Annotated in this window: 23 protein-coding genes; 5 read left to right on the plus strand and 18 right to left on the minus strand. The window is 39.4% G+C overall.

What is annotated here, in order from left to right:
- Window positions 1–62: 62 nt before the first annotated feature.
- The 7 genes from rpoB to KP713_RS08365 all read right to left on the minus strand — a co-directional run bounded on the left by rpoB (window position 63) and on the right by KP713_RS08365 (window position 10,250).
- The gene (gene rpoB, locus KP713_RS08335) at window positions 63–4,091 is read right to left on the minus strand and encodes a DNA-directed RNA polymerase subunit beta (RefSeq protein ID WP_140449622.1); all 4,029 of its coding nucleotides are present in this window, start codon (window positions 4,089–4,091) and stop codon (window positions 63–65) included.
- A gap of 381 nt (window positions 4,092–4,472) precedes the next feature.
- On the minus strand, window positions 4,473–5,162 hold the full coding sequence (gene rplA, locus KP713_RS08340) for a 50S ribosomal protein L1 (RefSeq protein ID WP_009500432.1): 690 nt from the start codon (window positions 5,160–5,162) through the stop codon (window positions 4,473–4,475).
- A gap of 4 nt (window positions 5,163–5,166) precedes the next feature.
- Window positions 5,167–5,595 (minus strand): 50S ribosomal protein L11, encoded by a 429-nt coding sequence (gene rplK / locus KP713_RS08345; protein ID WP_005633053.1) that lies wholly within the window; start codon window positions 5,593–5,595, stop codon window positions 5,167–5,169.
- Between the two features lie 172 nt (window positions 5,596–5,767).
- Entirely contained in the window at window positions 5,768–6,484 is a 717-nt protein-coding gene (gene deoD / locus KP713_RS08350; RefSeq protein WP_048952894.1) for a purine-nucleoside phosphorylase, read from the minus strand.
- A 69-nt stretch (window positions 6,485–6,553) separates the two neighbouring features.
- Window positions 6,554–7,807 (minus strand): NupC/NupG family nucleoside CNT transporter, encoded by a 1,254-nt coding sequence (locus KP713_RS08355; RefSeq protein WP_215770384.1) that lies wholly within the window; start codon window positions 7,805–7,807, stop codon window positions 6,554–6,556.
- A 101-nt stretch (window positions 7,808–7,908) separates the two neighbouring features.
- Window positions 7,909–8,697 (minus strand): 4Fe-4S cluster-binding domain-containing protein, encoded by a 789-nt coding sequence (locus tag KP713_RS08360; protein ID WP_215770385.1) that lies wholly within the window; start codon window positions 8,695–8,697, stop codon window positions 7,909–7,911.
- Window positions 8,698–8,705: 8 nt separating this feature from the next.
- The gene (locus KP713_RS08365) at window positions 8,706–10,250 is read right to left on the minus strand and encodes a YjjI family glycine radical enzyme (RefSeq protein WP_215770386.1); all 1,545 of its coding nucleotides are present in this window, start codon (window positions 10,248–10,250) and stop codon (window positions 8,706–8,708) included.
- A 209-nt stretch (window positions 10,251–10,459) separates the two neighbouring features.
- Between KP713_RS08365 and yczE the strand changes: the two genes are divergently transcribed.
- The gene (yczE, locus tag KP713_RS08370) at window positions 10,460–11,128 is read left to right on the plus strand and encodes a membrane protein YczE (protein WP_140449624.1); all 669 of its coding nucleotides are present in this window, start codon (window positions 10,460–10,462) and stop codon (window positions 11,126–11,128) included.
- Here yczE and KP713_RS08375 read toward each other — a convergent pair.
- The 4 genes from KP713_RS08375 to KP713_RS08390 form a co-directional block, all read right to left on the minus strand.
- Window positions 11,072–12,112 carry a glycosyltransferase family 9 protein gene (locus KP713_RS08375; RefSeq protein ID WP_215770387.1) on the minus strand — a complete coding sequence of 347 codons (1,041 nt, stop codon included), beginning with the start codon at window positions 12,110–12,112 and terminating at the stop codon, window positions 11,072–11,074. The two genes, yczE and KP713_RS08375, sit on opposite strands and share 57 nt — an antisense overlap.
- 66 nt (window positions 12,113–12,178) lie before the next feature.
- Window positions 12,179–13,258: a class II fructose-bisphosphate aldolase gene (gene fbaA, locus KP713_RS08380; protein WP_140527843.1), complete on the minus strand. Its 1,080-nt coding sequence runs from the start codon at window positions 13,256–13,258 to the stop codon at window positions 12,179–12,181.
- 120 nt (window positions 13,259–13,378) lie between these two features.
- The gene (pgk, locus tag KP713_RS08385) at window positions 13,379–14,539 is read right to left on the minus strand and encodes a phosphoglycerate kinase (RefSeq protein WP_140527844.1); all 1,161 of its coding nucleotides are present in this window, start codon (window positions 14,537–14,539) and stop codon (window positions 13,379–13,381) included.
- A gap of 95 nt (window positions 14,540–14,634) precedes the next feature.
- Entirely contained in the window at window positions 14,635–15,417 is a 783-nt protein-coding gene (locus KP713_RS08390) for a ribonuclease T2 family protein (protein ID WP_140527845.1), read from the minus strand.
- 77 nt (window positions 15,418–15,494) lie between these two features.
- Between KP713_RS08390 and KP713_RS08395 the strand changes: the two genes are divergently transcribed.
- A complete protein-coding gene (locus KP713_RS08395) occupies window positions 15,495–15,755 on the plus strand; it encodes a YfhL family 4Fe-4S dicluster ferredoxin (protein WP_005627640.1) in 261 nt (86 codons plus the stop codon).
- Window positions 15,756–15,897: 142 nt separating this feature from the next.
- Here the strand turns inward: KP713_RS08395 and KP713_RS08400 are convergent, their stop codons facing one another.
- The 3 genes from KP713_RS08400 to tsaD are packed head-to-tail and all read right to left on the minus strand — an operon-like array spanning window position 15,898 to window position 18,773.
- Window positions 15,898–17,118: an aromatic amino acid transport family protein gene (locus KP713_RS08400; RefSeq protein ID WP_005630856.1), complete on the minus strand. Its 1,221-nt coding sequence runs from the start codon at window positions 17,116–17,118 to the stop codon at window positions 15,898–15,900.
- Window positions 17,119–17,154: 36 nt separating this feature from the next.
- Entirely contained in the window at window positions 17,155–17,736 is a 582-nt protein-coding gene (locus tag KP713_RS08405; protein WP_215770388.1) for a thymidine kinase, read from the minus strand.
- 8 nt (window positions 17,737–17,744) lie between these two features.
- Window positions 17,745–18,773: a tRNA (adenosine(37)-N6)-threonylcarbamoyltransferase complex transferase subunit TsaD gene (gene tsaD, locus KP713_RS08410; RefSeq protein WP_215770389.1), complete on the minus strand. Its 1,029-nt coding sequence runs from the start codon at window positions 18,771–18,773 to the stop codon at window positions 17,745–17,747.
- A gap of 231 nt (window positions 18,774–19,004) precedes the next feature.
- On the opposite strand from tsaD, the gene rpsU reads away from it, so the two are divergent.
- From rpsU to rpoD, 3 genes are all read left to right on the plus strand, one after another.
- On the plus strand, window positions 19,005–19,220 hold the full coding sequence (gene rpsU / locus KP713_RS08415; protein ID WP_005627632.1) for a 30S ribosomal protein S21: 216 nt from the start codon (window positions 19,005–19,007) through the stop codon (window positions 19,218–19,220).
- A gap of 133 nt (window positions 19,221–19,353) precedes the next feature.
- The gene (dnaG, locus tag KP713_RS08420) at window positions 19,354–21,135 is read left to right on the plus strand and encodes a DNA primase (RefSeq protein WP_215770390.1); all 1,782 of its coding nucleotides are present in this window, start codon (window positions 19,354–19,356) and stop codon (window positions 21,133–21,135) included.
- 71 nt (window positions 21,136–21,206) lie between these two features.
- Window positions 21,207–23,087, plus strand: coding sequence for an RNA polymerase sigma factor RpoD (gene rpoD / locus KP713_RS08425; RefSeq protein WP_140527848.1), 1,881 nt, complete (start codon window positions 21,207–21,209; stop codon window positions 23,085–23,087).
- Between the two features lie 101 nt (window positions 23,088–23,188).
- Here the strand turns inward: rpoD and rplI are convergent, their stop codons facing one another.
- Genes rplI through rpsF form a run of 4 tightly spaced genes read right to left on the minus strand, consistent with a single transcriptional unit; the run spans window position 23,189 to window position 24,585 of the window.
- A complete protein-coding gene (gene rplI / locus KP713_RS08430) occupies window positions 23,189–23,638 on the minus strand; it encodes a 50S ribosomal protein L9 (RefSeq protein WP_005627626.1) in 450 nt (149 codons plus the stop codon).
- A gap of 16 nt (window positions 23,639–23,654) precedes the next feature.
- A complete protein-coding gene (gene rpsR / locus KP713_RS08435) occupies window positions 23,655–23,882 on the minus strand; it encodes a 30S ribosomal protein S18 (RefSeq protein WP_005598105.1) in 228 nt (75 codons plus the stop codon).
- Window positions 23,883–23,894: 12 nt separating this feature from the next.
- The gene (gene priB, locus KP713_RS08440; RefSeq protein WP_215770391.1) at window positions 23,895–24,221 is read right to left on the minus strand and encodes a primosomal replication protein N; all 327 of its coding nucleotides are present in this window, start codon (window positions 24,219–24,221) and stop codon (window positions 23,895–23,897) included.
- Window positions 24,208–24,585 carry a 30S ribosomal protein S6 gene (rpsF, locus tag KP713_RS08445; protein ID WP_005627620.1) on the minus strand — a complete coding sequence of 126 codons (378 nt, stop codon included), beginning with the start codon at window positions 24,583–24,585 and terminating at the stop codon, window positions 24,208–24,210. Before rpsF ends, priB begins: the two co-directional genes overlap by 14 nt.
- Window positions 24,586–24,606 lie beyond the last annotated feature (21 nt).

Here is a 24,606-nt window from a genome sequence, read left to right on the forward strand (position 1 = left end):
GCACTTCGGCGATTTTTCTTTCGTAAGGTGAGTGAATCAGAAATTCTTCACTCCCCTACTGATTACTCTTCGTCTAACTCGATATTTAAACCAAGTGAGCGGATTTCTTTCATAATTACATTGAAAGATTCCGGTGTGCCTGGGTCCATGTGTTGGTTACCACTTACGATGTTTTTATACATCTTCGTACGACCATTCACATCATCAGATTTCACCGTTAACATTTCTTGTAAGGTGTAAGCTGCACCGTATGCTTCAAGTGCCCATACCTCCATTTCACCGAAACGTTGACCACCGAATTGAGCTTTACCACCCAATGGTTGTTGTGTAACAAGGCTATAAGAACCAGTTGAACGAGCATGCATTTTGTCATCAACTAAGTGGTTCAATTTGAGCATGTACATATAACCTACTGTTACTGGACGCTCGAATTTCTCACCTGTACGGCCATCATATAAAGTGATTTGACCTGAAGTTGGTAATCCACCAAGTTTTAATAACTCTTTGATTTCAGCTTCAGCTGCACCATCAAATACTGGTGTCGCAACTGGTAAACCTTTACGTAGATTTTCAGCTAAACGCAATACTTCTTCATCTGTGAAGGTACTTAAATCCACTTTTTGTGAGCCATTACCTAAGTCATACGCTTTTTGGATATAACCACGTAATTTTTCCACTTCTTGTTTTTGTTTGAGCATTGCATTGATTTGATCACCAATACCTTTCGCTGCTAAACCTAAGTGGGTTTCAAGGATCTGACCAATGTTCATACGAGATGGTACGCCCAATGGGTTTAATACGATCTCAACTGGTTGGCCATTCTCATCGTATGGCATATCTTCAACTGGGTTAATTTTCGAGATAACACCTTTGTTACCATGACGACCCGCCATTTTATCACCCGGTTGGATTTGACGTTTCACCGCGAGGTAAACTTTAACCACTTTTAACACGCCTGGTGCAAGATCATCACCTTTGATAATTTTCTTACGTTTCACTTCAAGTTTATGTTCAAACTCTTTACGAAGTTCTTCGTATTGCTCTGCAAGCTGTTCTAATTGATTTTGTTTTTCTTCATCTGCAATGGTTTGTTCTAACCATTTAGTACGCTCTAATTTATCTAATTGAGCAACATCAACACCACCAGAGATAAGAAGATTACGAACACGTGCGAATAAGCCGGCTTCCAAGATTTCTAATTCATCAGAAAGGTCTTTTTTCGCTTGTTTTAATTGCATTTCTTCAATTTCTAGTGCGCGTTTGTCTTTTTCCACGCCATCGCGAGTGAAGACTTGAACATCAATTACCGTACCTGTTACGCTATTTGGTACGCGCAATGAAGAATCTTTCACGTCAGATGCTTTTTCACCAAAGATTGCGCGTAAAAGTTTTTCTTCTGGGGTTAATTGAGTTTCACCTTTAGGCGTTACTTTACCTACTAAGATGTCACCACCTTTAACCTCAGCACCAACATAAACAATACCAGATTCATCAAGTTTGCTTAACGCTGACTCACCTACGTTTGGAATATCCGCCGTAATTTCTTCTGCACCTAACTTGGTATCACGGGCAACACAAGATAATTCTTGAATATGGATGGTAGTGAAACGGTCTTGTTGAACAACACGTTCAGAAACTAACATTGAGTCTTCAAAGTTATAGCCGTTCCAAGGCATGAACGCCACTCGAATATTTTGACCTAATGCAAGCTCACCTAAATCAGTAGAAGGACCATCTGCTAATACTTCACCACGATTGATTGGATCGCCTAAATTCACACAAGGAATTTGGTTAATACAAGTATTTTGGTTAGAACGGGTATATTTGATTAAGTTATAAATATCAATACCAGCTTCACCTGCAATGGTTTCATCTTCATTTACTTTAATGACGATACGAGAAGCATCGACGTACTGAACTGTACCACCGCGTTTTGCAACAACCGCAACACCTGAGTCAAGTGCGATTGGTTTTTCCATACCTGTACCAACTAATGGTTTGTCCGCACGTAATGTTGGAACTGCTTGACGTTGCATGTTCGCACCCATCAACGCACGGTTCGCATCGTCGTGCTCAAGGAATGGAATTAATGCTGCCGCAACAGATACCACTTGTTGTGTCGAAACGTCCATATAGTGAATATCTTCAGGTTTATATAAACCTGATTCACCACGTTCACCACGCGCAGTAACAAAGGCATCAGTAAAACGGTTATTTTCGTCTAAATTTGAGTTTGCCTGTGCAATGATATAGTTTGCTTCATCAATTGCAGATAGGTATTCAATTTCTTCAGTAACTTGGCCATCAACCACTTTACGATATGGCGTTTCTAAGAAACCATAATCATTAGTACGTGCAAAAGCAGAAAGTGAGTTGATCAAACCGATGTTTGGACCTTCAGGGGTTTCAATCGGACATAAACGACCATAGTGAGTATTATGTACGTCACGAACTTCAAAGCCTGCGCGCTCACGCGTTAAACCGCCTGGACCTAATGCAGAAATACGACGTTTGTGCGTGACTTCTGATAATGGGTTATTTTGGTCCATAAATTGGGAAAGTTGTGAAGAACCAAAGAATTCTTTCACCGCTGCAGAAATTGGTTTTGGATTAATTAAGTCTTGCGGTGTGATTGCATCTAAATCACCTAAAGATAAGCGTTCTTTCACCGCTCTTTCTACACGCACTAAACCGATACGGAATTGGTTTTCCGCCATCTCACCTACGCTACGGATACGACGGTTACCCAAGTGGTCAATATCATCCACTTCGCCACGGCCATTACGGATGTCGATTAATTTACGCATTACCGCAATAATATCTTCATTGCTTAAAGTGCCAGCGCCTTCACCCTCTGCGATCGCTAAAGAACGATTAAATTTCATACGACCGACAGCAGATAAATCATAACGCTCTGCAGAGAAGAATAAATTATTGAATAACGCTTCTGAAGATTCTGGTGTTGGTGGTTCACCTGGACGCATCATACGATAAATTTCGTAAAGCGCACTAGTTTTGTCATAAGTTGGATCTACACGTAGAGTTTCAGAAATATATGGACCGTAATCTAAATCATTAGTAAATAAAGTTTCGATCGTGGTGTAACCTGCTTGAGCTAATTTTGCAAGAATCTCTAAAGAAATCTCGCCGTTTGCAGGGCAAATAATTTCACCAGACTCTAAATCGACATAATCTTTCGACGCAACTTTACCTAAAATATATTCAGAAGGTACAACGACTTGTGAAATTTTGTCTTTTTCTAATGCCTTGATATGGCGTGCGGTAATACGACGACCACGTTCAACATAAACTTTGCCATTTGCTTCAATATCAAAAGAAGCTGTTTCACCACGTAAACGTTCTGGCACTAAAGTCATTAACAATTTATCGCCAGCGATTTCAAAGGTAATTTTATCAAAGAATAAGTTTAAGATTTCTTCAGTGGTGTAGCCTAATGCACGAAGAATAATTGTTGCCGGTAATTTACGACGACGGTCAATACGTGCAAATAAGTTATCTTTTGGATCGAATTCAAAATCTAACCAAGAACCACGATAAGGAATAATACGTGCGTTATAAAGCACTTTACCTGAAGAATGGGTTTTACCTTTGTCAGAATCGAAGAATACGCCTGGACTACGGTGTAATTGTGAAACGATAACACGCTCGGTACCATTGATTACGAAAGTACCGTTATCAGTCATTAATGGGATTTCACCCATATAAACTTCATTTTCTTTAATATCTTTAACTGCGCGTGAAGAAGATTCTTTATCGTAGCTCACTAAACGTAATTTTACACGTAAGCCTGCTGCATAAGTTGAGCCACGAATTTGGCACTCACGTACATCAAATTCAGGTTCTTCTAAACGATAATCTACATATTGTAATTCTGTATAGCCATTATTGCTTACAATAGGGAATACAGAACGGAATGCCGCTTCTAAACCTTGCTGACCTTCAGGATCTTTTTGAATAAATTTATCAAAAGAATCCAATTGAATGGTTAATAAATAAGGAACATTTAAAACTTGCGGACGTTTACCGAAATCTTTACGAATTCGTTTTTTTTCAGAATAGGAGTAACCCATTGGTTTTCCTCTGCTAACTGTTCAGTGACCTAGCCACAAACTAACTGTGACGTGAATGACCGTTAAAATGACCGCACTCTGAACCTTACTTCTATAGTGGGGTGACAACTCAAATTACATAGGACGACAACTTGAGCAAAACAACGACAAATAACGGTGGATTTGTCATTGTATGGATGTGCTTTCTATCAAAAACACGGTTAAATTAAACAATAAAAGGTCAAAATTGATTAAAAATCAATCTAAATCTTTGCTAATTTTAAGGCGGTAAATTTTAAATGAATGCAGCTTTCTCGTCAAGTTTAAAACTTATGGAGAAATTTTATGAAATAAAAAACCGCACTTTCAAAAGTGCGGTTTAAAATCTATCAATTCTTTAAATTATAAAGAAGCTTGATCAACAGCAACACCTGCACCCATAGTGGTAGAGATGCTTACTTTCTTGATGAAAATACCTTTAGCAGTAGTTGGTTTTGCTTTGTTTAAAGCAGCCAATAATGCTTGAAGGTTTTCTTTTAATTGAACTTCAGAGAAGTTTGCTTTACCGATAGTGGTGTGGATGATACCGTTTTTATCGTTACGATAACGGATCTGACCAGATTTAGCATTTTTAACTGCTTCAGCAACGTTTGGTGTTACAGTACCAACTTTAGGGTTTGGCATTAAACCACGTGGTCCTAATACTTGACCTAATTGACCAACAACACGCATTGCATCAGGAGAAGCGATAACAACATCAAAGTTCATTTCGCCTTTTTTGATTTGCTCTGCTAAATCTTCCATACCTACTAAATCAGCACCAGCTGCTTTAGCTGCATCTGCGTTAGCACCTTGAGTGAACACAGCTACGCGTACTTCACGACCAGTACCGTGTGGTAATACAGTTGCACCACGAACGTTTTGGTCAGATTTACGAGGATCGATACCTAAGTTTACTGCAACGTCAACACTTTCAACGAATTTAGCTGTTGCGAATTGTTTTAATACCGCGATCGCTTCATTGATTTCGTATGCTTTAGTAGAATCTACGCCAGCTTTGATTGCTTTCATTTTTTTAGTCAATTTAGCCATCGTATTATTCCTCCACCACTAAGCCCATAGAGCGAGCAGTACCAGCAATTGATTTCATTTTGGTTTCGATAGACGCGCCAGTCATATCTGCTGCTTTAGTTTCAGCGATTTGACGAACTTGATCTAAAGTTACTTTACCCACTTTCTCTTTGTTCGGTTTACCAGAACCAGATTTGATACCTGCAGCTTTTTTCAATAATACTGCTGCTGGTGGAGTTTTAGTTACGAAAGTAAATGAACGGTCTGCATATACAGTGATAACAACCGGAATTGGTAAACCTTTTTCTAAACTCTCAGTACGAGCGTTGAATGCTTTACAGAATTCCATGATGTTCACACCTTGTTGACCTAATGCAGGACCAACTGGTGGTGATGGGTTTGCCATACCAGCTGCAACTTGCAACTTAACGTAGGCTTGGACTTTTTTTGCCATTTTAGTTTTCCTCTAATTGGGTAATAACGCTATTAAATAGCTCCCCGATAATTTTCAGTACAACATTCATTGCACCACACAAAAATATGAGCCGCGAACGGCTCATAGTGGGTGCGGATTATATAAAAAGTGCGGTTGTTTTTCAAGCACTTCTTAAATCCACTATAAGAAATTATTGTGCATCACCAATTAATACTGAATCCAACGCAATTTCAATCATATCATTGAATGTTAATTGACGTTCTTCTGCTGTGGTTTGTTCATGTGTACGAATATGGTCAGACACAGTACAAATCGTTAAGGCTTTCGCACCATATTCTGCAGCCACACCATAAATTCCGGCAGCTTCCATTTCCACGCCTAAGATGCCGTATTTTTCCATTACATCGAACATTTCAACATCAGGCGTATAGAATAAATCTGCCGAGAATAAGTTACCGACACGAACAGCCTTGCCTTTTGCTTTTGCAGCTTGAACAGCGGCTTGTGCCATATCGAAGTCAGCAATAGCTGCAAAGTCGTTATCTTTGAAACGAATACGGTTTACTTTTGAATCAGTACATGCACCTAAACCGATAATCACATCACGTACTTTTACGTCCATACGAACAGCGCCACAAGAACCTACACGGATAATTTTTTTCACACCGTATTCAGTGATTAATTCTTTCGCGTAAATAGAGCAAGATGGAATCCCCATACCGTGGCCCATAATAGAAATCTTACGACCTTTATAAGTCCCAGTAAAACCAAGCATATTACGAACATTTGTTACTTCTACTGCATCTTGCAAAAACGTTTCTGCAATGTATTTTGCACGAAGTGGATCGCCTGGCATTAAAACAACATCAGCAAATGCACCTTCAGGCGCGTTAATATGTGGAGTCATAATTTTCCTTCCTTTTTTCAAATGTAAAAATAAAAAGTGCGGTCATTTTTCACCGCACTTATCCGAGAATTAAAGCGCTGCTGCACCGAGTCCGATGAACAAGCCTGCAATAGTTGCACTCATTAAGTTTGCTAAAGTACCTGCGATTACCGCTTTCAAGCCTAAACGTGCAACATCACTACGACGGTTTGGCGCCATTCCACCTAAACCACCGATTAAGATTGCAATTGAGCTGAAGTTAGCAAAACCACAAAGTGCGAAAGTAATAATTGCTTTGGTTTTTTCAGTTAATACAATCGCAGAATCTGGTTGCAAGTATTTTGCAAATTCAAGGTAACCTACGAATTCGTTAACCGCTAATTTCATCCCGATCATTTGTCCTGCGATACCCGCTTCGGTACCGTCAGTTACACCGATTAAGTATGCTAATGGTTTGAAAACTAAACCAAAGATAGATTGTAAAGTTACGTCACCATAGCCAAACCAGCCACCAACGCCACTTAAAATACCGTTAATTAATGCAATTAAACCAACGAATGCGATTAACATTGCACCTACGTTTAGCGCAAGTTGCATACCTGCACTCGCACCGCCCGCCATTGCTTCAAGTACGTTAGTTGGTTTTTCTGAATCATTGTCTTCCGGTTGTTTATCAGAGAATTGTTCTGTTTGTGGGAACATTAATTTCGCGAATAATAAACCTGCTGGCGCAGCCATAAATGACGCAGCGATTAAGTATGTCAATGGCACGCCCATTCCAGCATAACCTGCCATCACTGAACCCGCGATAGACGCAGTACCACCCACCATGATGGCAAATAATTCAGATTGGGTCATATTTTTAATGTAAGGACGAACCACCAATGGTGCTTCAGTTTGACCAACGAAAATATTAGCAGCTGCTGACATGGATTCTGCTTTTGACGTACCCAATGCTTTTTGTAATGCACCGCCTAATACTCTAATCACCACTTGCATAATGCCAAGGTAATAAAGCACAGAAATTAAGCCAGAGAAAAACACAATAATCGGTAATACTTTCACTGCAAAAATGAAACCTGAAGGTTTGCTTGGATCAGCTAAACCACCAAATACAAAGTTAATACCTTCATTACCGTAAGCAATAACATTTGATACGGCATCAGCAGTTGCACCAAGTGCTTGTTTACCTGCTGGTACATATAAAATAAGGGCGGCAAATCCAACTTGGATTGCTAACGCCCCGAGCACGGTTCTGATACTAATCGCTTTACGATTATTGGAAAGTAACACGGCAATAGCGATTAATACGACCATTCCCAAAATGCTGCTTAACACACTCATTTGATTCCCCTAGATTGGTTAAGTTAATAAAAAAGTCGGCTTATTCTACTTGTTTTCTCACAAAAAGTCGGTGAATTTTCACCGCACTTTTTTGTAAGCGACTACAAAATAGTCAAAACCTTGTTAATTCCACATTGACGCGCATAAGTAGCCAATGCATTAGTTTCTTCCGCACTTGGAATGTGCGTTGATAACCCAGTTTCATCGCGCGCACCTTTACTATGCACACGGATAATTTTTAATGCCACATCAGGATAATTTCGTAAAAGGAGCGCAACTTTGCCCACCAAATGTTCAGCATCAAAAAAATGCTTTAAAAAAACTAACCGCACTTCTTCCACTTTATTTAACGGCAACAAGGCAGCCAGATTTTGTAAATTTCGCTCAAGTTTATCGTTTTTTATATGTAAACGTTCGGGTGTCACTTGCTGTGGTACAATGCCCGCTTGATTTTGTCGGTCAAAACAGAGCGTTTGTAAACCTGCGCCCTCACCTTTCAGATCGAATAAAAATTTATCAGTGACATCGATTAAAGAACGAATACGATCAAACTCAAAAAAGCCGCTACTATCCAAATAACAGGTTAATCCTTGCGAACGTAAAGCCTCAAAGAGCGGAACAAGTTTTTTATGATGGATTGTCGGTTCGCCGCCTGAAATTGTTACACCGCGAATAAATGGAACCGCCTCCATAACCTGTTCATACAAATACTGCAAACTAACCAACTTCGCATTTTCCGTATAACGAGGAATAGTTTCTGGATTATGGCAATACAAGCAATTTAGCTTGCAACCTTGCAGAAAAATGCTCGAACGATTGCCTTGCCCTTCTACATTTGAAAAAGGAATAATCCGATGCAACGGCACAAAAATCTCAGAGAGTGCGGTCATTTTTCCAATTATTTTTCAGCGGTGACATCTTTTTCATCGCGCAATTGGCGATCAAACACGTTGGCACATTCATCCGTACCCGAGCCATACCAGGTTGTGTCGCGTAATGCGACTTCGCCTTTACGGTATTTTTCAACTTCGCTTTTCTTCACCAAATAACCTGTAACGCGAATTAAATCCGTATTTTTCAAATAGGTGGTAATGTAGCGATAGCCTAAAGAGAATGCACCGTCAATAATATCCACCACCGCATCGCAGTGATCTACATAGGTTTGATCAAAGGCGAATAAATCCCCTGTACCAGATGGGAAATACTTATGGAACGGGGCAGACTGTTTTAAATGTGCAAGTAACGTTGGTTCTTCGCCTACACGAATACGGTGAGCCGGTGCGTTACGTTTGTCTTCTTCGTGGTTACTTGCGCCAACTTGCGCATGTAATAAATAACGATTGCCAGTGCGTTCAGCATAAACCCCTTCATGAGCATCAGTGATTTCTTTAAGTTTATCCATAATTGCTGTCGCAATTTCATCACCGCGAGCACTCTTACCAAAGGTTTCATTTAAGCCTTCACATTGCAATAAGTGGTTTGCTGCATCTGCCAAGCCCACAATTGCGAACATCCCCGTAAAATTAGTGCGTTTGATAAAGCCTTCTTTTTCGAGGAATGAACTGTTAAAGAAATTACTTTCTTCCACTACAAACTTATGGCGTTTATCCATGGTTGAAAGAGCACATTTCGCCACACGTGGTAATAATTCGTTTACCATTTCATCCGCACTTTTACATGTGCGAGCAATCGTCCCTAGACGTAAACGTGTTAATGTGTAAGCACCGCCACATTCAGGCAATGCGTTATAGCAACTTGCTACACCATATTCTTCACCTAGATCAGAAATATAGTACGCATCGTTCGCAAAAGATGGCTTCGAAACTAATAAACAGGCTTTTGCTGCAAGTTCAGCAAACTCACGGCTCGTTTTGGATTTATCATAACGAATGGTCATATTCGGTGTTGGCGCTTCAAGCTCAATCACCGCGCGTAAAATCAAGCGACCCGCTTTCGTATCATACGGCCCAATATTGGCATGACAGAATGAATCAGGCACAGTTTTGTCGATATGATTTAAGAAACGTTTAATTTTGATGTAGTCTTTTTCTTCATCCGTAATGAAAGGTTCGAGCAACACATCAAGACGGCCAACATAAACAGGATAAGTTGTAATAGATGGCACGTGAGAGTAAAGAATCAATAATCCATCAAGTGCTTCATCTAGATCTTTTGGTGGTGGCAATTCTAAAAATTCGCAGCCTTTTTTAATATACACATTGTAATCAGGCAGGATATAGCGAGGGCGATAAATAGCATAACCTTCACATAAATCACAAATCATCTGATTCTGTAAAAAGCCCCATTCTTCATCGGTATAGCCAAGCAAATCGCGAGGATCAAATAAACGCTCAGCAATATTGCCTAATGTCATTAATTTTTGATGATAAGTCAGATTATTGGCTTTAACCGTATCGAGAATATCTTGAAGTGTTGCTAACATAATTTTCTCCCATTAAGAATTAGGCATATTGTACGAAATGGAGAGATATTAGACAATTTTCAAAATGTGAGTAAGATCACAGTTTTAGAAATTAATATTGATACAAATGGTCGTGTATTTCTATAAGATACAATTCTAAAATAGAACATTAAATTGTTTCATTTTTTCTACATTTCCTTTTATTATGGCAAGAATTAAAAGGATATTTTATGAAGAAAAAAGTACGTGTTATTCCCCATACATCTTGGGCGGCGACATCTCTTTGGTCGTTGAACATCAAAACATTGTCAGTTTTGATCTTTGCCTTATCAATCCTCGGTATCGGCGATGGATTAATCGTGCTTTCGAATTTAGGTTCAACACCTTGGACGGTGCTTTCACAAGGCATTGCAATACAAACTAATATGAGCATTGGTTGGGCATCATTTTTTATCAGTTGTATCGTAATGATAGCCTGGTTTCCACTAAAACTCCGATTAGGATTGGGCACTCTACTTAATATCGTTATTATTGCTTTTTTCCTCGGCCTCACAACAAAAATACTGGCCACACCAAGCTCATTAGCAGAACAACTATTATATGGTACGGTAGGCTTATTACTTTACGGCTTAGGCACAGCCTTATATCTTACCTGCCATTTAGGCGCGGGACCAAGGGATGGATTAATGGTTGGTTTCTGTCAAAGATTTTATTTAAAAGTGAGCATCGTCAGAACAAGCATTGAAATCTTTGTTTGTATTCTAGGGTTTATCCTTGGTGGCACCGTCGGTTTGGGGACAATTATTTTTGCCGCCAGTATAGGATGGATAGTTCAGATTTGCTTAAACATCATTGCGCAATGCCCACATTTTTCTCACAAAGGGGAAAATGGTTACTAAAGCATTATTTATTGAAATTAAACCTAGATTCATTTGAGTCTCTTTTCCCGCGGGTGGACAAAATGCAAGATGCTTATCGACATCATTAATCGGTTTCCAGCGTCTCGGCTGAGAAGAACGACTATTTGGATAAAATCCGATAGTTGGAATATTAAACGCACTACTCAAATGCAATGGACCAGTAGATCCCGCAATAAATAAATCCGCACAAGCCAAAGAATGCGCAAAATCCACTAAACCTTTATTCTTATCGTAAATAACTACGCGTGAATCATTAACTAGATTAGCTAACTCATGGGCCTTTTCACTTTCGCCAGGTCCTGCAGTCAGCACAACATTACAATCAAACTCAGCCAATAAGCCTTTAATTAAATCCGCATATTGCGCTAAAGAAAGATTCGTAGCTGAACCACCAGAACCGCTATGTACAAAGATCCATTTTTTATTTGCGGAAAGTCCTAAACTCTCTTGCAAGAAAACACGTTGATTTTCCACCGCACTTTTCTCAAAGGTTAAATAAGGCGGTTTAGGTTCAACAACTGGCATATTATGCTTGTGCAAAAAAGCGCGGGCTAAATCTTTATTGTATTCAGCTTCCGATTTTTCAGAACGAGAACGACGTTGTATTAGGCGGTGATTATAGAGAATTTGAACCCATTTCGTTGCTGGCACGAGACGATATTTAATCCCACTTTTCCAAGCGAGTTTTCCATTATGGGTATTGGAAAAAAAACTAATCATTCCATCAAACTGCTGCGCTTTGATTTCCTGCACAAGACGTTTGAAATCCGTTTTATCATTTTTTTTGCTATCAATAATGACATGATCAATAAACGGACAAACTTCCGCTAAAGGCGCAGTGTAACTCGGAACAAGAGCGGTTAATTTTAAAGAAGGATTCGATAACTTCAGCATAGCAAAAGCGGGCCATGCTTGCATAAAATCGCCTAATTTATCGTTACGAATAACTAAGATCTTTTCCATAATTTCTCCGCTAAAATAAAAAACCGCACTTGAAAGTGCGGTCGTATTTTATGTTATTTTTGTGGATTATAAAACATCAACACAATTTAAGTCTTCGAAAGATCGTTCTAAGCGTTTAGACATAGATTCTTCCATTTTACGTAACCAAACACGTGGATCGTAGTATTTTTTGTTTGGTGCATCTGGACCTTCTGGGTTACCTAATTGACCTTGAAGATAAGCTTCATTTGCTTTATAGAAATTCAAAATACCATTCCAAGATGCCCATTGAGTATCAGTATCAATGTTCATTTTGATTGCACCGTAACTAATTGCTTCGCGGATTTCTTCGCGGCTAGAACCTGAACCACCGTGGAAGACGAAGTTAATTGGTTTTGCAGGAAGATTACGTTCTTTCGCAACGAACTCTTGTGATGCACCTAAAATAGATGGTTTTAATTTTACGTTACCTGGTTTGTAAACACCATGTACGTTACCGAATGCCGCTGCAACAGTAAAGTTAGGGCTTACTGGGTTTAATTGATCGTAAACATAAAGCACGTCAGATGGTTGAGTATATAAACGAGACTCATCAACACCAGAATTATCTACACCATCTTCTTCACCACCAGTAATACCGATTTCTATTTCAAGGGTCATCCCCATTTTATCCATACGAGCGAGGTATTCACGGCAGATAGCCATATTTTCTTCCATTGGCTCTTCAGAAAGATCAAGCATGTGAGAAGAGAATAATGGACGGCCAGTTTCTGCGAAGTGTTTTTCACCAGCGTCAAGTAAACCATCAATCCATGGAAGTAATTTTTTCGCAGCGTGGTCAGTGTGAAGAATAACTGGAACACCGTATTCTTTAGCTAAAGTATGAACGTGTTTCGCTCCAGCAATCGCACCAAGTACATCAGGACGAGCACCGCTTGCAGGTTTAATACCTTTACCCGCATAAAACGCCGCACCACCGTTAGAAAATTGAATAATAACTGGCGCTTTTACGCGTGCAGCAGTTTCTAACACAGCATTAACTGAGTCAGAACCCACGCAGTTTACTGCAGGGATAGCAAAGTTATGCTCTTTTGCATAAGCAAAGATTTTTTGCACATCTTCACCTGTTACAACACCAGGTTTCACGATATCTAATAATTTAGCCATACTTGTGTTTCCTTTTTATGTTTAGCGGGACAAACCCACAATTGGAGAATTTTTTTGACTTTTTATTGATGGCGACATTTTTAATTATCGCCATCGATATGTCACATAGGAAAAGTGCGGTTAGTTTTTCGCACGTTTTTCAAGAATTTCTACTGCTGGTAATACTTTGCCTTCTACGAATTCTAAGAACGCACCGCCACCCGTTGAAATGTAAGAGATCTTGTCTGCAATACCGAATAAATCAATAGCCGCTAAAGTATCACCGCCACCTGCGATAGAGAATGCATCGCTGTTTGCAATCGCGTGAGAAATGATTTCAGTCCCTTTACGGAAATTAGGGAATTCGAACACGCCAACTGGGCCATTCCATAAAACGGTTTTTGCATTTTTGATGATTTCAGCTAATTGTTCTGCAGATTTATCACCGATATCGAAGATAGATTCCTCATCTTTCACTTCGTTTACTGCTTTTTCTGTTGCTGCTGCCGTTTCAGAGAACTCTAAACCTACACGCACATCAACAGGCACAGGAATATCTGTAGTTGCGGCTAATTCTTTCGCGACAGGGATTAAATCAGCTTCATGTAAAGATTTACCTACATTATGGCCTGCTGCCGCAATGAAAGTATTTGCAATACCACCGCCCACAATAATTTGGTCAGCGATTTTTGAAAGAGAATTTAATACTTCTAATTTAGTTGAAACTTTAGAACCACCAACAATAGCCACCATTGGGCGAGCAGGTTCTTTTAATGCTTTACCTAATGCATCTAACTCAGCGGCTAATAATGGACCTGCACAAGCGATTGGTGCAAATTCTGCAACACCGTAAGTTGATGCTTGCGCACGGTGAGCGGTACCAAACGCATCCATTACAAATACATCGCAAAGTGCGGCATATTTTTTACCTAATTCTGGATCGTTTTTCTTTTCACCTTTGTTCACGCGTACGTTTTCTAAAACAACAATTTCGCCTTCTTTAACATCTACGCCGTTTAAATAGTCTTGTTCTAAACGAACATTAAAGCCTGCGTCTTTTAAGTAATCAACAACTGGTTGTAAAGAATCTTCTGGTTTGAATTCACCTTCAGTTGGACGACCTAAGTGAGAAGTTACCATCACTTTTGCGCCTTTTTCTAAGGCTAATTTTAAAGTAGGAATGGTCGCACGAATACGCGCATCTGAGGTCACTTTGCCATCTTTTACTGGCACATTAAGATCCGCACGGATAAATACACGTTTACCGGCTAAATCTAAATCGGTCATTTTGATTACTGACATAATCTATCCTCTTATTAAGTTAAAATTAAAATTGAAAACTTTTCGTATTATACCTACTTCGCGCTAGGTTGTAACGATTTAGATCAAAGAAATTCTTATTTGCTTTGGCAATTCATTACCTGCCATTTTTTATCATAACAAATGAATAATTCGTTTCGACTTGCGCCTAAATAAGCATTTTTTAATTGTGGATTATGTTGTTTCATCCAACGAAAAAGTTCATTACGGCTTAAATTTTGATTCGGTAATTTTAATGAGCTAAATAATTCCTGCTCCTTAGCAAAATATTGCTGGGCAGAATCAAATGCACAGCTACCATGTTTTTCCCATTCACCTTGCAATAATTGTTCACCAGGTGAAATAGCCAAATATCGTGCTAATAAATCTTTTGGCAATGCGGGTAAATCGCCCTTGCAAAAACGTGGATGATCCGTCACTGAAAGTGCATTTGCATTTTGAGGCCATAATCCATGAACAACCCAACCTAAAGCACGGTTATTTCCGCATTGATATTTAGCGGAGGAAGGCAGCTGATTACCATATTTTTCACGCTGAATATCACAAAATCCAGGCGACCAAGATAATGCCAACATATAATAATCGACAGGCGCCTTTGCATTTTGCCCGATAGGATCATCGCGCATAATCACATCATAATTGGCAAAAACATTCGGATTTTTCACCGCACTTTTTTCAATATCAGTCCGCTTTGTCTCAAATTGAGGCTCAAATTTAGACTCAGATACTTTTGTTTGCTTAGTCTGTTCAATTACGGGAGAAGGTGATTGATTTTTAGTTTTGGTTGAATCGGTAAAATATTGCCAAATTGCTAATACAACGAGGACAATAAGAGAAAGGGTAGAAGTGAATTTTTTCATAAATTTTGTTTAGTTTTTGTCAATCAAGTTTTTGTCGGCTATAATTCGCCGCTTTCAACTTTCTATTAAGGATCACAATGGCATTACTCATCACTAGCAAATGTACTAACTGCGATATGTGCCTACCAGAATGCCCGAACGAAGCCATTTCCATTGGCGATGAGATTTATGTGATCGATCCTGTCCTTTGCACGGAATGTGTCGGCCATTACGACACCCCTACCTGCCAAAAAGTTTGCCCAATCACGAACTGCATTAAGCCCGATCCAGAACATCAAGAAACCGAAGAACAGCTTTGGGAACGCTTTGTGATGATTCATCATTCGGATAAATTGTAATTTTTAAAGCAACTGAAATATGACTTACTATCTTCTAAAAGAGTGCGGTTAATTTTGAGCTTATTTTTATTATCATAAAACTGAAATTTTTCACCGCACTTTTATCTATAAAAAGAACTATATTGAGTGACTTTTTTTCACATTATCCTGCTACAGCCGGTAAATATCCCCATTGAATTAAAAATGGAATGACCATAATCACCACGCCAATCAATAACGCAAACACCAAAGCAAAATTACCGCCAGCAACACGATATGGCAATGTTGGATTTTCAATACGTGTACGCCATGCCAAGCCAATTGGTAAAATTAAGCAATAGAACGCACACAACAAACCTGCGTAACTTAATGCAGTAATAAATCCTTCAGGATAAAACAATGCAAACACAAGTGGCGGTAAAAATGCCGCAATGGTTAATACAACGCGATTATTTGGCAAATGATAGCGTTTGAATAAATCACCTAAGCCTTCAAACACACCAAGCATCACGCCCAAGAATGAAGTAATTAAAGCCAGTGATGAGAACACGCGCACCACTTCCCCCATAAAATGAGAACCTGTGATTTCACGTGTTGCATTCACTAAGCCATTTAGCGTTGGGTCAGCTTGTAAAATACGCACAAATTCACTTTGACTTAATACACCATGAGTTGCTAACTGCCATACAAGATAAGCAGCTAATGGAATCGCGGTACCAATCAAAATAGCACGACGGAATTTTTCTACACTTCCACCTAAGTAGCTATTTACACTCGCCATAATGACGTGGAAACCGAAAGAGGTGAAAAATATCGGTGCAGCAGAAACCACAAAGGCATAATCCAAAGGCAATGCCATTAAATTATCTGTTGCCACTTTGGGAAGCATCATAAACAGCACAAAAGCAAAGGCGACTAACTTACCAATAAATAACACGCGAGTTAAACCATCCACACCTTTCGTTCCTACAACGACAAAAGAACCTAATACCACAGTAAAGATAATAATCGCCGTTTTCAGCGACATCGCTTCCATTCCAAAAGCTGTTGGCAAGCCTGAAAGTAAAGATCCACCACCCGTAATATAAGCGGCTGAAAGTGCATAAAGCAAAATTAACAAACTCAACGTTGCTAAAATACGTCCGGGAACGCCAAAATATTTTTCAGCTAGCGTGGCCACACCATCATCCAACTGCTCCGCTGTTTGATACACTTCTACAAACAACAATCCACTGTAAACCAACAAAGCCCACAAGCCAACGAGCAATAACACGGTGTAACCAAAGCCCATGCCCGCTGATGTAAGCGGCATAGCAAGCATACCTGCACCAATGGTTGTGCCTGCAATAATCAGCGCACTCCCAAATGTTTTATTCTGTAACATAAAATTATCCTTATAGTGTTGTGTTTGAAAACTAATTTAAAGTTGACCGCACTTTTCTTTATAGTGTAAACGGCAAACAGAAAGGTAAGAGTCATTGCCGCCAATTTGAATTTGCGCGCCTTCTTTAATAACCTCGCCTTGATCATTTAAGCGCAAAACAAAGTTAGCCTTACTGCCACAATAACAAATTGTTTTTAATTCTTCGAGTTGATCCGCCCAAGCCAGTAAATATTTACTTCCTTCAAAAAGTTCCGCTTGGAAATCTGTACGCAAGCCATAACAAAGCACAGGGATTTTGAGTTTATCAACGACATCACTCAACTGGTAAACTTGTTGCTTGCTAAGAAATTGAGCTTCATCCACCAGCACACAATGCACTTTTTCTTTTTTTAAGTGCTCATTGATTTCATCAAACAAATTGGTTTCCGAGCGAAATAAAAAGGCATCTTGCGAAATGCCAATACGCGATGTGACTTTCCCCACGCCAAAACGATCATCAATCGCAGCCGTATAAACTACTGTGTTCATATCGCGCTCGCGATAGTTATAGGAAGATTGTAGCAACGTCGTTGATTTTCCAGCGTTCATTGTGGAGTAATAGAAGTAGAGTTTCGCCATTTTTTCTCCTAAATTGCTGGTAATTCCGTCATTGCCCAACGAGGCTTAACATCAATAGCCAGATCGCTATACTGACCTTGTTTTAAACGTAAAAAACCTGTGTAAGCAATCATTGCGCCATTATCTGTACAAAATTGAGGTTGAGGATAAAACACTTCACCACCTAAATTTTGCATTAAGCGCGCAAGCGTTTCTCGGAGTTTTTTATTTGCACTCACACCCCCCGCAATCACTAAACGTTTATAGCCAGTTTCTTTTAATGCACGCTTACATTTAATGGCAAGGGTATCCACCACCGCATCTTGGAAAGCATAAGCAATATCCGATTTAGTTTGTTCTGTCAGTTCACCCTCGTTTTTAATTGCTTGATTAATCGTATTCGCAGCGAACGTTTTTAAACCTGAAAAGCTAAAATCAAGGCCTGCACGATCTGTCATTGGACGTGGAAATATGAAACGATTCGGTGTGCCTTTTTCTGCTAAACGAGAAAGAGCCGCGCCACCTGGATAATCTAGTCCAAGTAATTTTGCTGTTTTATCAAAGGCTTCACCTGCAGCGTCATCAATGGATTCACCAATCACTTCATATTTTCCTACACCATCGACACGCACTAATTGAGTATGACCACCCGATACCAACAAAGCAACAAAAGGAAAGTGCGGTGAATTTTCATCAAGCATTGGCGCAAGTAAATGCCCTTCCATATGATGAACACCAATCGCAGGAACATTCCACGCGTAAGCTAAGGAACGCGCAATCGTAGCGCCGACAAGCAATGCGCCGACAAGCCCTGGGCCACTCGTATAAGCAATGCCATCAATATCGCTCGCCGTTAACTTAGCTTCTTCTAGCGCAGCTTTAATAAGAGGAGCTGTTTTACGAATATGATCGCGCGATGCTAATTCAGGAACCACACCACCATAATCTGCATGTAGGGCAATTTGAGTATAAAGTTGATTAGCAATTAATCCTTTTTTTTCATCATAAATTGCCACGCCCGTTTCATCACACGAGGTTTCAATGCCTAAGATTTTCATTGATTTTCTTAATTTATTACCTAAAATGTTGCGCGATTTTACCCTGTTTAAGCGGTTTTAACCAGTTGAAACCACAAATATTAAGGTGAATTGGCATTCTTTCCTTTACTTTTTCCCTAAAAGTAGATTAGAATTGCGTCCTTTATTAAATTTACCATTTGCACAGTGGTGCTTTGGTGAAAATAAAATTTTAAATTGCAATTAAATTAAACTCATTGAGGTGATTGGCTTATGCCTGTAATTAAAGTACGTGAAAACGAATCATTTGACGTAGCTTTACGTCGTTTCAAACGCTCTTGCGAAAAAGCGGGAATCTTAGCTGAAGTACGCGCTCGCGAATTTTACGAAAAACCAACTACAATTCGTAAACGTGAAAATGCAACACTTGCAAAACGTCACGCAAAACGCAACGCTCGCGAAAACGCGCGCAATACCCGTTTATACTAATTTATAGTATTTTCTGACTCGAGTTAAGACAAACCGTGAATCCTTTGGACTCACGGTTTTGTTACTTTAAGCACAACAAAAATCTACGCCAAAAACGACCGCACTTTCACACCACGATCACGGAGGCTCGACAATGAAAGGTTCTATTCCACGCCCCTTTATTGATGATTTGCTGACAAAGTCCGATATTGTCGATGTGATTAACACACGCGTAAAACTAAAAAAAGCTGGCCGCGATTATCAAGCCTGCTGCCCTTTCCATCACGAAAAAACACCATCCTTCACGGTTAGTCAAAAGAAACAGTTTTATCATTGCTTTGGTTGTGGCGCACATGGTAATTCGATTTCCTTTTTAATGGATTATGACAAGCTTGAATTTGTAGAGGCTATTGAAGAACTTGCTGCTATGGCAGGGCTTGAAGTACCTTACGAAAAACGTGCTAATAACAACGGGAAACCTCAAGCGAATTACCAAACCAAACGAAATCTCTATGAATTAATGCAAGAGATTGCCACGTTTTATCAAAACCAATTACCATTAAATACTCAAGCACAAGAATATTTACAACAACGTGGGCTTTCGACTGAAATTATTGAGCGTTTTCAAATTGGGTTTGTGCCGAATGCGATGGATACGGTATTGCGTAAATTTGGTGTTAATCGTGAAGAACAACAAAAACTCATTGAATTAGGCATGCTTTCTCGAAATGATCGTGGCAATATTTACGATAAATTCCGAAATCGCATTATGTTTCCAATTCGCGATAAACGTGGACGTACAGTGGCTTTTGGTGGGCGTGTATTAACAGATGAAAAACCGAAATATCTAAATTCGCCAGAAACCATTACTTATCATAAAGGTAACGAGCTTTATGGTTTGTACGAAGCCTTACAAGCCAACGATGAACCAAAACAATTACTTGTTGTTGAAGGTTATATGGATGTAGTGGCATTAGCACAATTTGGCGTGGATTATGCGGTCGCTTCTTTAGGTACGTCCACGACATCAGAACAAATTCAACTTATTTTTCGTTCGACTGAGCAAGTTGTTTGTTGTTACGATGGTGACCGTGCTGGGCGTGATGCAGCGTGGAGAGCATTAGAAAATGCGCTACCTTATTTAGAAGATGGCAGACAACTCAAGTTTATTTTCTTGCCAGATGGAGAAGATCCTGATACTTACATTCGCCAATATGGCAAAGAAAAATTTGAAGAATATATCGAAAGTGCGCAATCTTTAAGTGAGTTTATGTTTGCTCACTTAAGCCCACAAGTTGATTTTTCTAGCAAAGAAGGGCGCGGAAAATTAGTTGCTCTGGCTGCGCCGTTAATTCGCCAAATTCCAGGAGAAATGCTTCGCTTATCGCTGCGCAATATGTTGGCTCAAAAGCTAGGAATTTTTGATCAAACTCAGCTAGAAAATCTTATTCCAAAACAATTAGAACAAGCCAATACACGACAAAAAGTCGCTAATAATAAGATCAAGAAGACACCGATGCGAATGATCATTTCCTTGCTTCTACAAAATCCTGAATTAGTGAAAAGAATGTCTGAAAGCGGCCTGCAAGCATTACGTGCAGAAGCTGGTTTTGAAATTCTGGAAAAATTGACCGCACTTTGTCGCCAACGAGAAGGTATTACGACAGGGCAGATTTTAGAGCACTTCCGTGATACGCCTTACAGCAATCCCCTTGAAATACTGGCAACTTGGGATCATTTATTAGACGAAGCAGAAATGATCAATGCATTTTCACAAAACTATCGTCGCTTAAATATTCAAGCCATTGAGCGAGACATTGAAATGCTGATTGCTAAAGAACGAGCTGAAGGCCTTACTAACGAGGAAAAAACAGTGCTCGTTCACCTTTTAGCGGGTAAAGAACTGCAGAAAAAACAGTTAGTTAATCCGCAATAACAATGATAAAATTGTAAGTTCGTAACAAGAATTATATTGCTACTATCACATCAAGCAAAACGGATATAAAAATGGAAAAAAATCAACAGTCTACGGCTGAACAATATTCAGAACAAATTGAACAACTGATGGAATTAGGTCGCACTCAAGGTTATTTAACCTATGCAGAAATTAATGATTTATTACCAGAAGATGTCATCGACCCTGAATATTACGATAAATTGCTACAAACGCTGCAAAATGATGCGGGGATTCCAGTCTTGGATGAGGCCCCTGAAAGCGATGAGATGATGTTGAATGACACTATTCCAGATGAAGATGCGGTAGAAGAGGCAACTCAAATTCTTTCAAATGTAGAATCTGAAATCGGTCGAACAACCGATCCTGTCCGTATGTATATGCGTGAAATGGGAACGGTTGATCTTCTTACTCGTGAAGATGAAATCAGTATTGCAAAACGTATTGAAGAAGGAATTGATGAAGTTCAAACATCCATTGCTGCATACCCTGAAGCCTTAAACGGATTGCTAAAAAATTATGATGATGTGGAAAAAGGAAACTTCCGTTTAGCTGACCTAATTACAGGTTTTGTCGATCCAAATGCCGAAATAGAAGAACATAATGTCATTGATGAAAGCTTTTCTGAAGACGAAGAAGCTGAAAGTGCAGATATTGAAGACAATGAAGATGAAGACGAAAGCGAAGCAGAATCTACATCAGATTCCAGCGAATCTGATAATAGCATCGATCCAGAAGTCGCAAGAGAAAAATTCCAACAATTAAAAGAGCAACACACCAAAACACTTGCTGTTATTGAAAAACATGGTCGCTCAGGAAAACGCGCCCAGGATCAAATAGCACTGCTTGGTGAAATTTTTAAACAATTCCGCTTAGTACCAAAACAATTCGATTTACTCGTTTTATCAATGAAAGAAATGATGAAACGTGTGCGCTATGAAGAACGCCAATTACAAAAAATATTAGTTGATATTGCAGGAATGCCAAAAGATGATTTTGAAAAACTCATTACGACTAATGGCAGCAATACTGAATGGGTACAAAAAGCCTTAAAATCAAGCAAACCATGGGCAAAACGCTTACCAAAATATGAAGAACGTATTCTTGAGGCATTAAACAACTTAGCTAACGTTGAAGAAAATACGAAACTTACCATTACTCAAATGCGTGATATTTGTGATGCGGTCGCTCGAGGTGAACAAAAAGCTCGTCGTGCCAAAAAAGAAATGGTAGAAGCTAACTTGCGTTTAGTAATTTCCATCGCAAAAAAATACACGAATCGCGGTTTACAATTCCTAGACTTAATTCAAGAAGGGAATATTGGTTTAATGAAAGCGGTAGATAAATTTGAATATCGCCGTGGTTATAAATTCTCTACATATGCGACCTGGTGGATTCGCCAAGCCATTACACGCTCTATTGCGGATCAAGCGCGAACAATCCGTATTCCGGTACATATGATTGAAACGATCAATAAGCTTAACCGCATTTCTCGCCAGTTATTACAAGAAATGGGACGAGAAGCAACACCAGAAGAATTAGCTGAACGTATGGGAATGCCGGAAGATAAAATCCGTAAAGTATTAAAAATTGCAAAAGAGCCAATTTCTATGGAAACGCCTATCGGTGATGACGATGACTCACATTTAGGTGATTTTATTGAAGATTCAACCTTAGAACTTCCTTTAGATTCAGCAACAGCACAAAGCTTAAGAGTTGCGACTCACGAAGTTCTTGAAGGCCTAACACCACGAGAAGCAAAAGTATTACGCATGCGTTTTGGTATCGATATGAATACAGACCATACGCTTGAAGAAGTGGGTAAACAATTCGATGTTACACGCGAACGTATTCGTCAAATTGAAGCAAAAGCGTTACGTAAATTACGCCATCCGAGCCGCTCAGAAACATTAAGAAGTTTCCTTGACGACTAAAAGTTACAAATAAAAAGGAGCTATGCTCCTTTTTTATTACATTAAACTAATAATAAAAAAACCCGATCTAAGACCGGGTTTTATTTTGCCTATCTGACAAATTATTCTGCAACAACGATTACATCTAATGTTGCAAATACTTCACCGTGAAGTTGGAAACGAACATCGTGGTCACCAAGAGTACGGATTGGACCGTTTGGTAAACGAACTTCACTTTTCGCAATTTTAACGCCTGCTGCAGTTACTGCTTCTGCCACATCACGAGTAGTGATTGCGCCGAATAAACGACCTTCATCACCTGCTTTAGATGCGATAGTCACAGAACCTAATGCAGTAACTTCTGCTGCACGAGCTTGAGCTGCTGCAAGATTTGCTGCTGCTGCCGCTTCTAATTCTGCACGACGTGCTTCAAAGTGTTCAATGTTAGCTTTAGTTGCCATAACTGCTTTACCTTGTGGGATTAAGAAGTTACGCGCAAAACCTGATTTAACATTTACTTGATCGCCCACTTGACCTAAGTGAACAATTTTATCTAAAAGAATTACTTGCATTACCGTATCTCCTTAATTACTGATGATTGTCAGTGTATGGAAGTAACGCTAAATAGCGAGCGCGTTTGATTGCACGAGCTAATTGACGTTGGTACTTCGCACGAGTACCGGTAATACGGCTAGGTACAATTTTGCCGCTTTCTGAAATATAGTTCTTTAATGTAGCGATATCTTTGTAATCGATTTCAACAACATTTTCCGCTGTGAAACGGCAGAACTTACGACGACGGAAATAACGTGCCATTTGGCTAGTCTCCTAATCTATAAATTCGATTTGCTCGGCATGTAAAACTAATTGGTATAACCCACTTTGGGTTTTATGTGATGTAATAAATCCCACCACCAAAATTTTACTACCGACCGTAATGCTTTGAGTTTTTTCTATCAATTGATTACCACTAATTTGAACTGGCATCTTTAACCAAGCTTGACGTGTAAAACCACTTTCAATCTGATCAGAACGATGTTCTAACAAAAACTTGCAATGCTCAATTCCATTAGGGCTCTTTAATCGCTTTGGTAACTGAGAAACGACTCCCATAACCGAAAAACGATTATCAATTTTCAAATTACTCTTCAGCATCCTCAAAATCGTTGTTTTCAACTTCAGCTAAAGGTTTACGTTCTTCTTTAGCCGCTTTCATTGGGGACGCTTCTGTTACGGCGTGCTTAGTATGGATAACAAGACTGCGTAATACAGCATCGTTATAACGGAAAGTCGTTTCTAGCTCGTCGATGACTTGTTGAGGCGCTTCTACATTCATAAGCACATAATGTGCTTTGTGTAATTTATTAATTGGGTACGCTAATTGGCGACGACCCCAATCTTCTAGGCGATGAACTTGACCACCAGCTTCTTTTACAGAACCGGTGTAACGTTCGATCATACCTGGTACTTGCTCGCTTTGGTCCGGATGAACCATAAACACGATTTCGTAGTGACGCATTACTGCTCCTTACGGGTTAAT

The sequence above is a fragment of the Haemophilus sp. SZY H36 genome (genome assembly GCF_018829625.1).
Classification (GTDB): Bacteria; Pseudomonadota; Gammaproteobacteria; order Enterobacterales; family Pasteurellaceae; genus Haemophilus; species Haemophilus haemolyticus_K.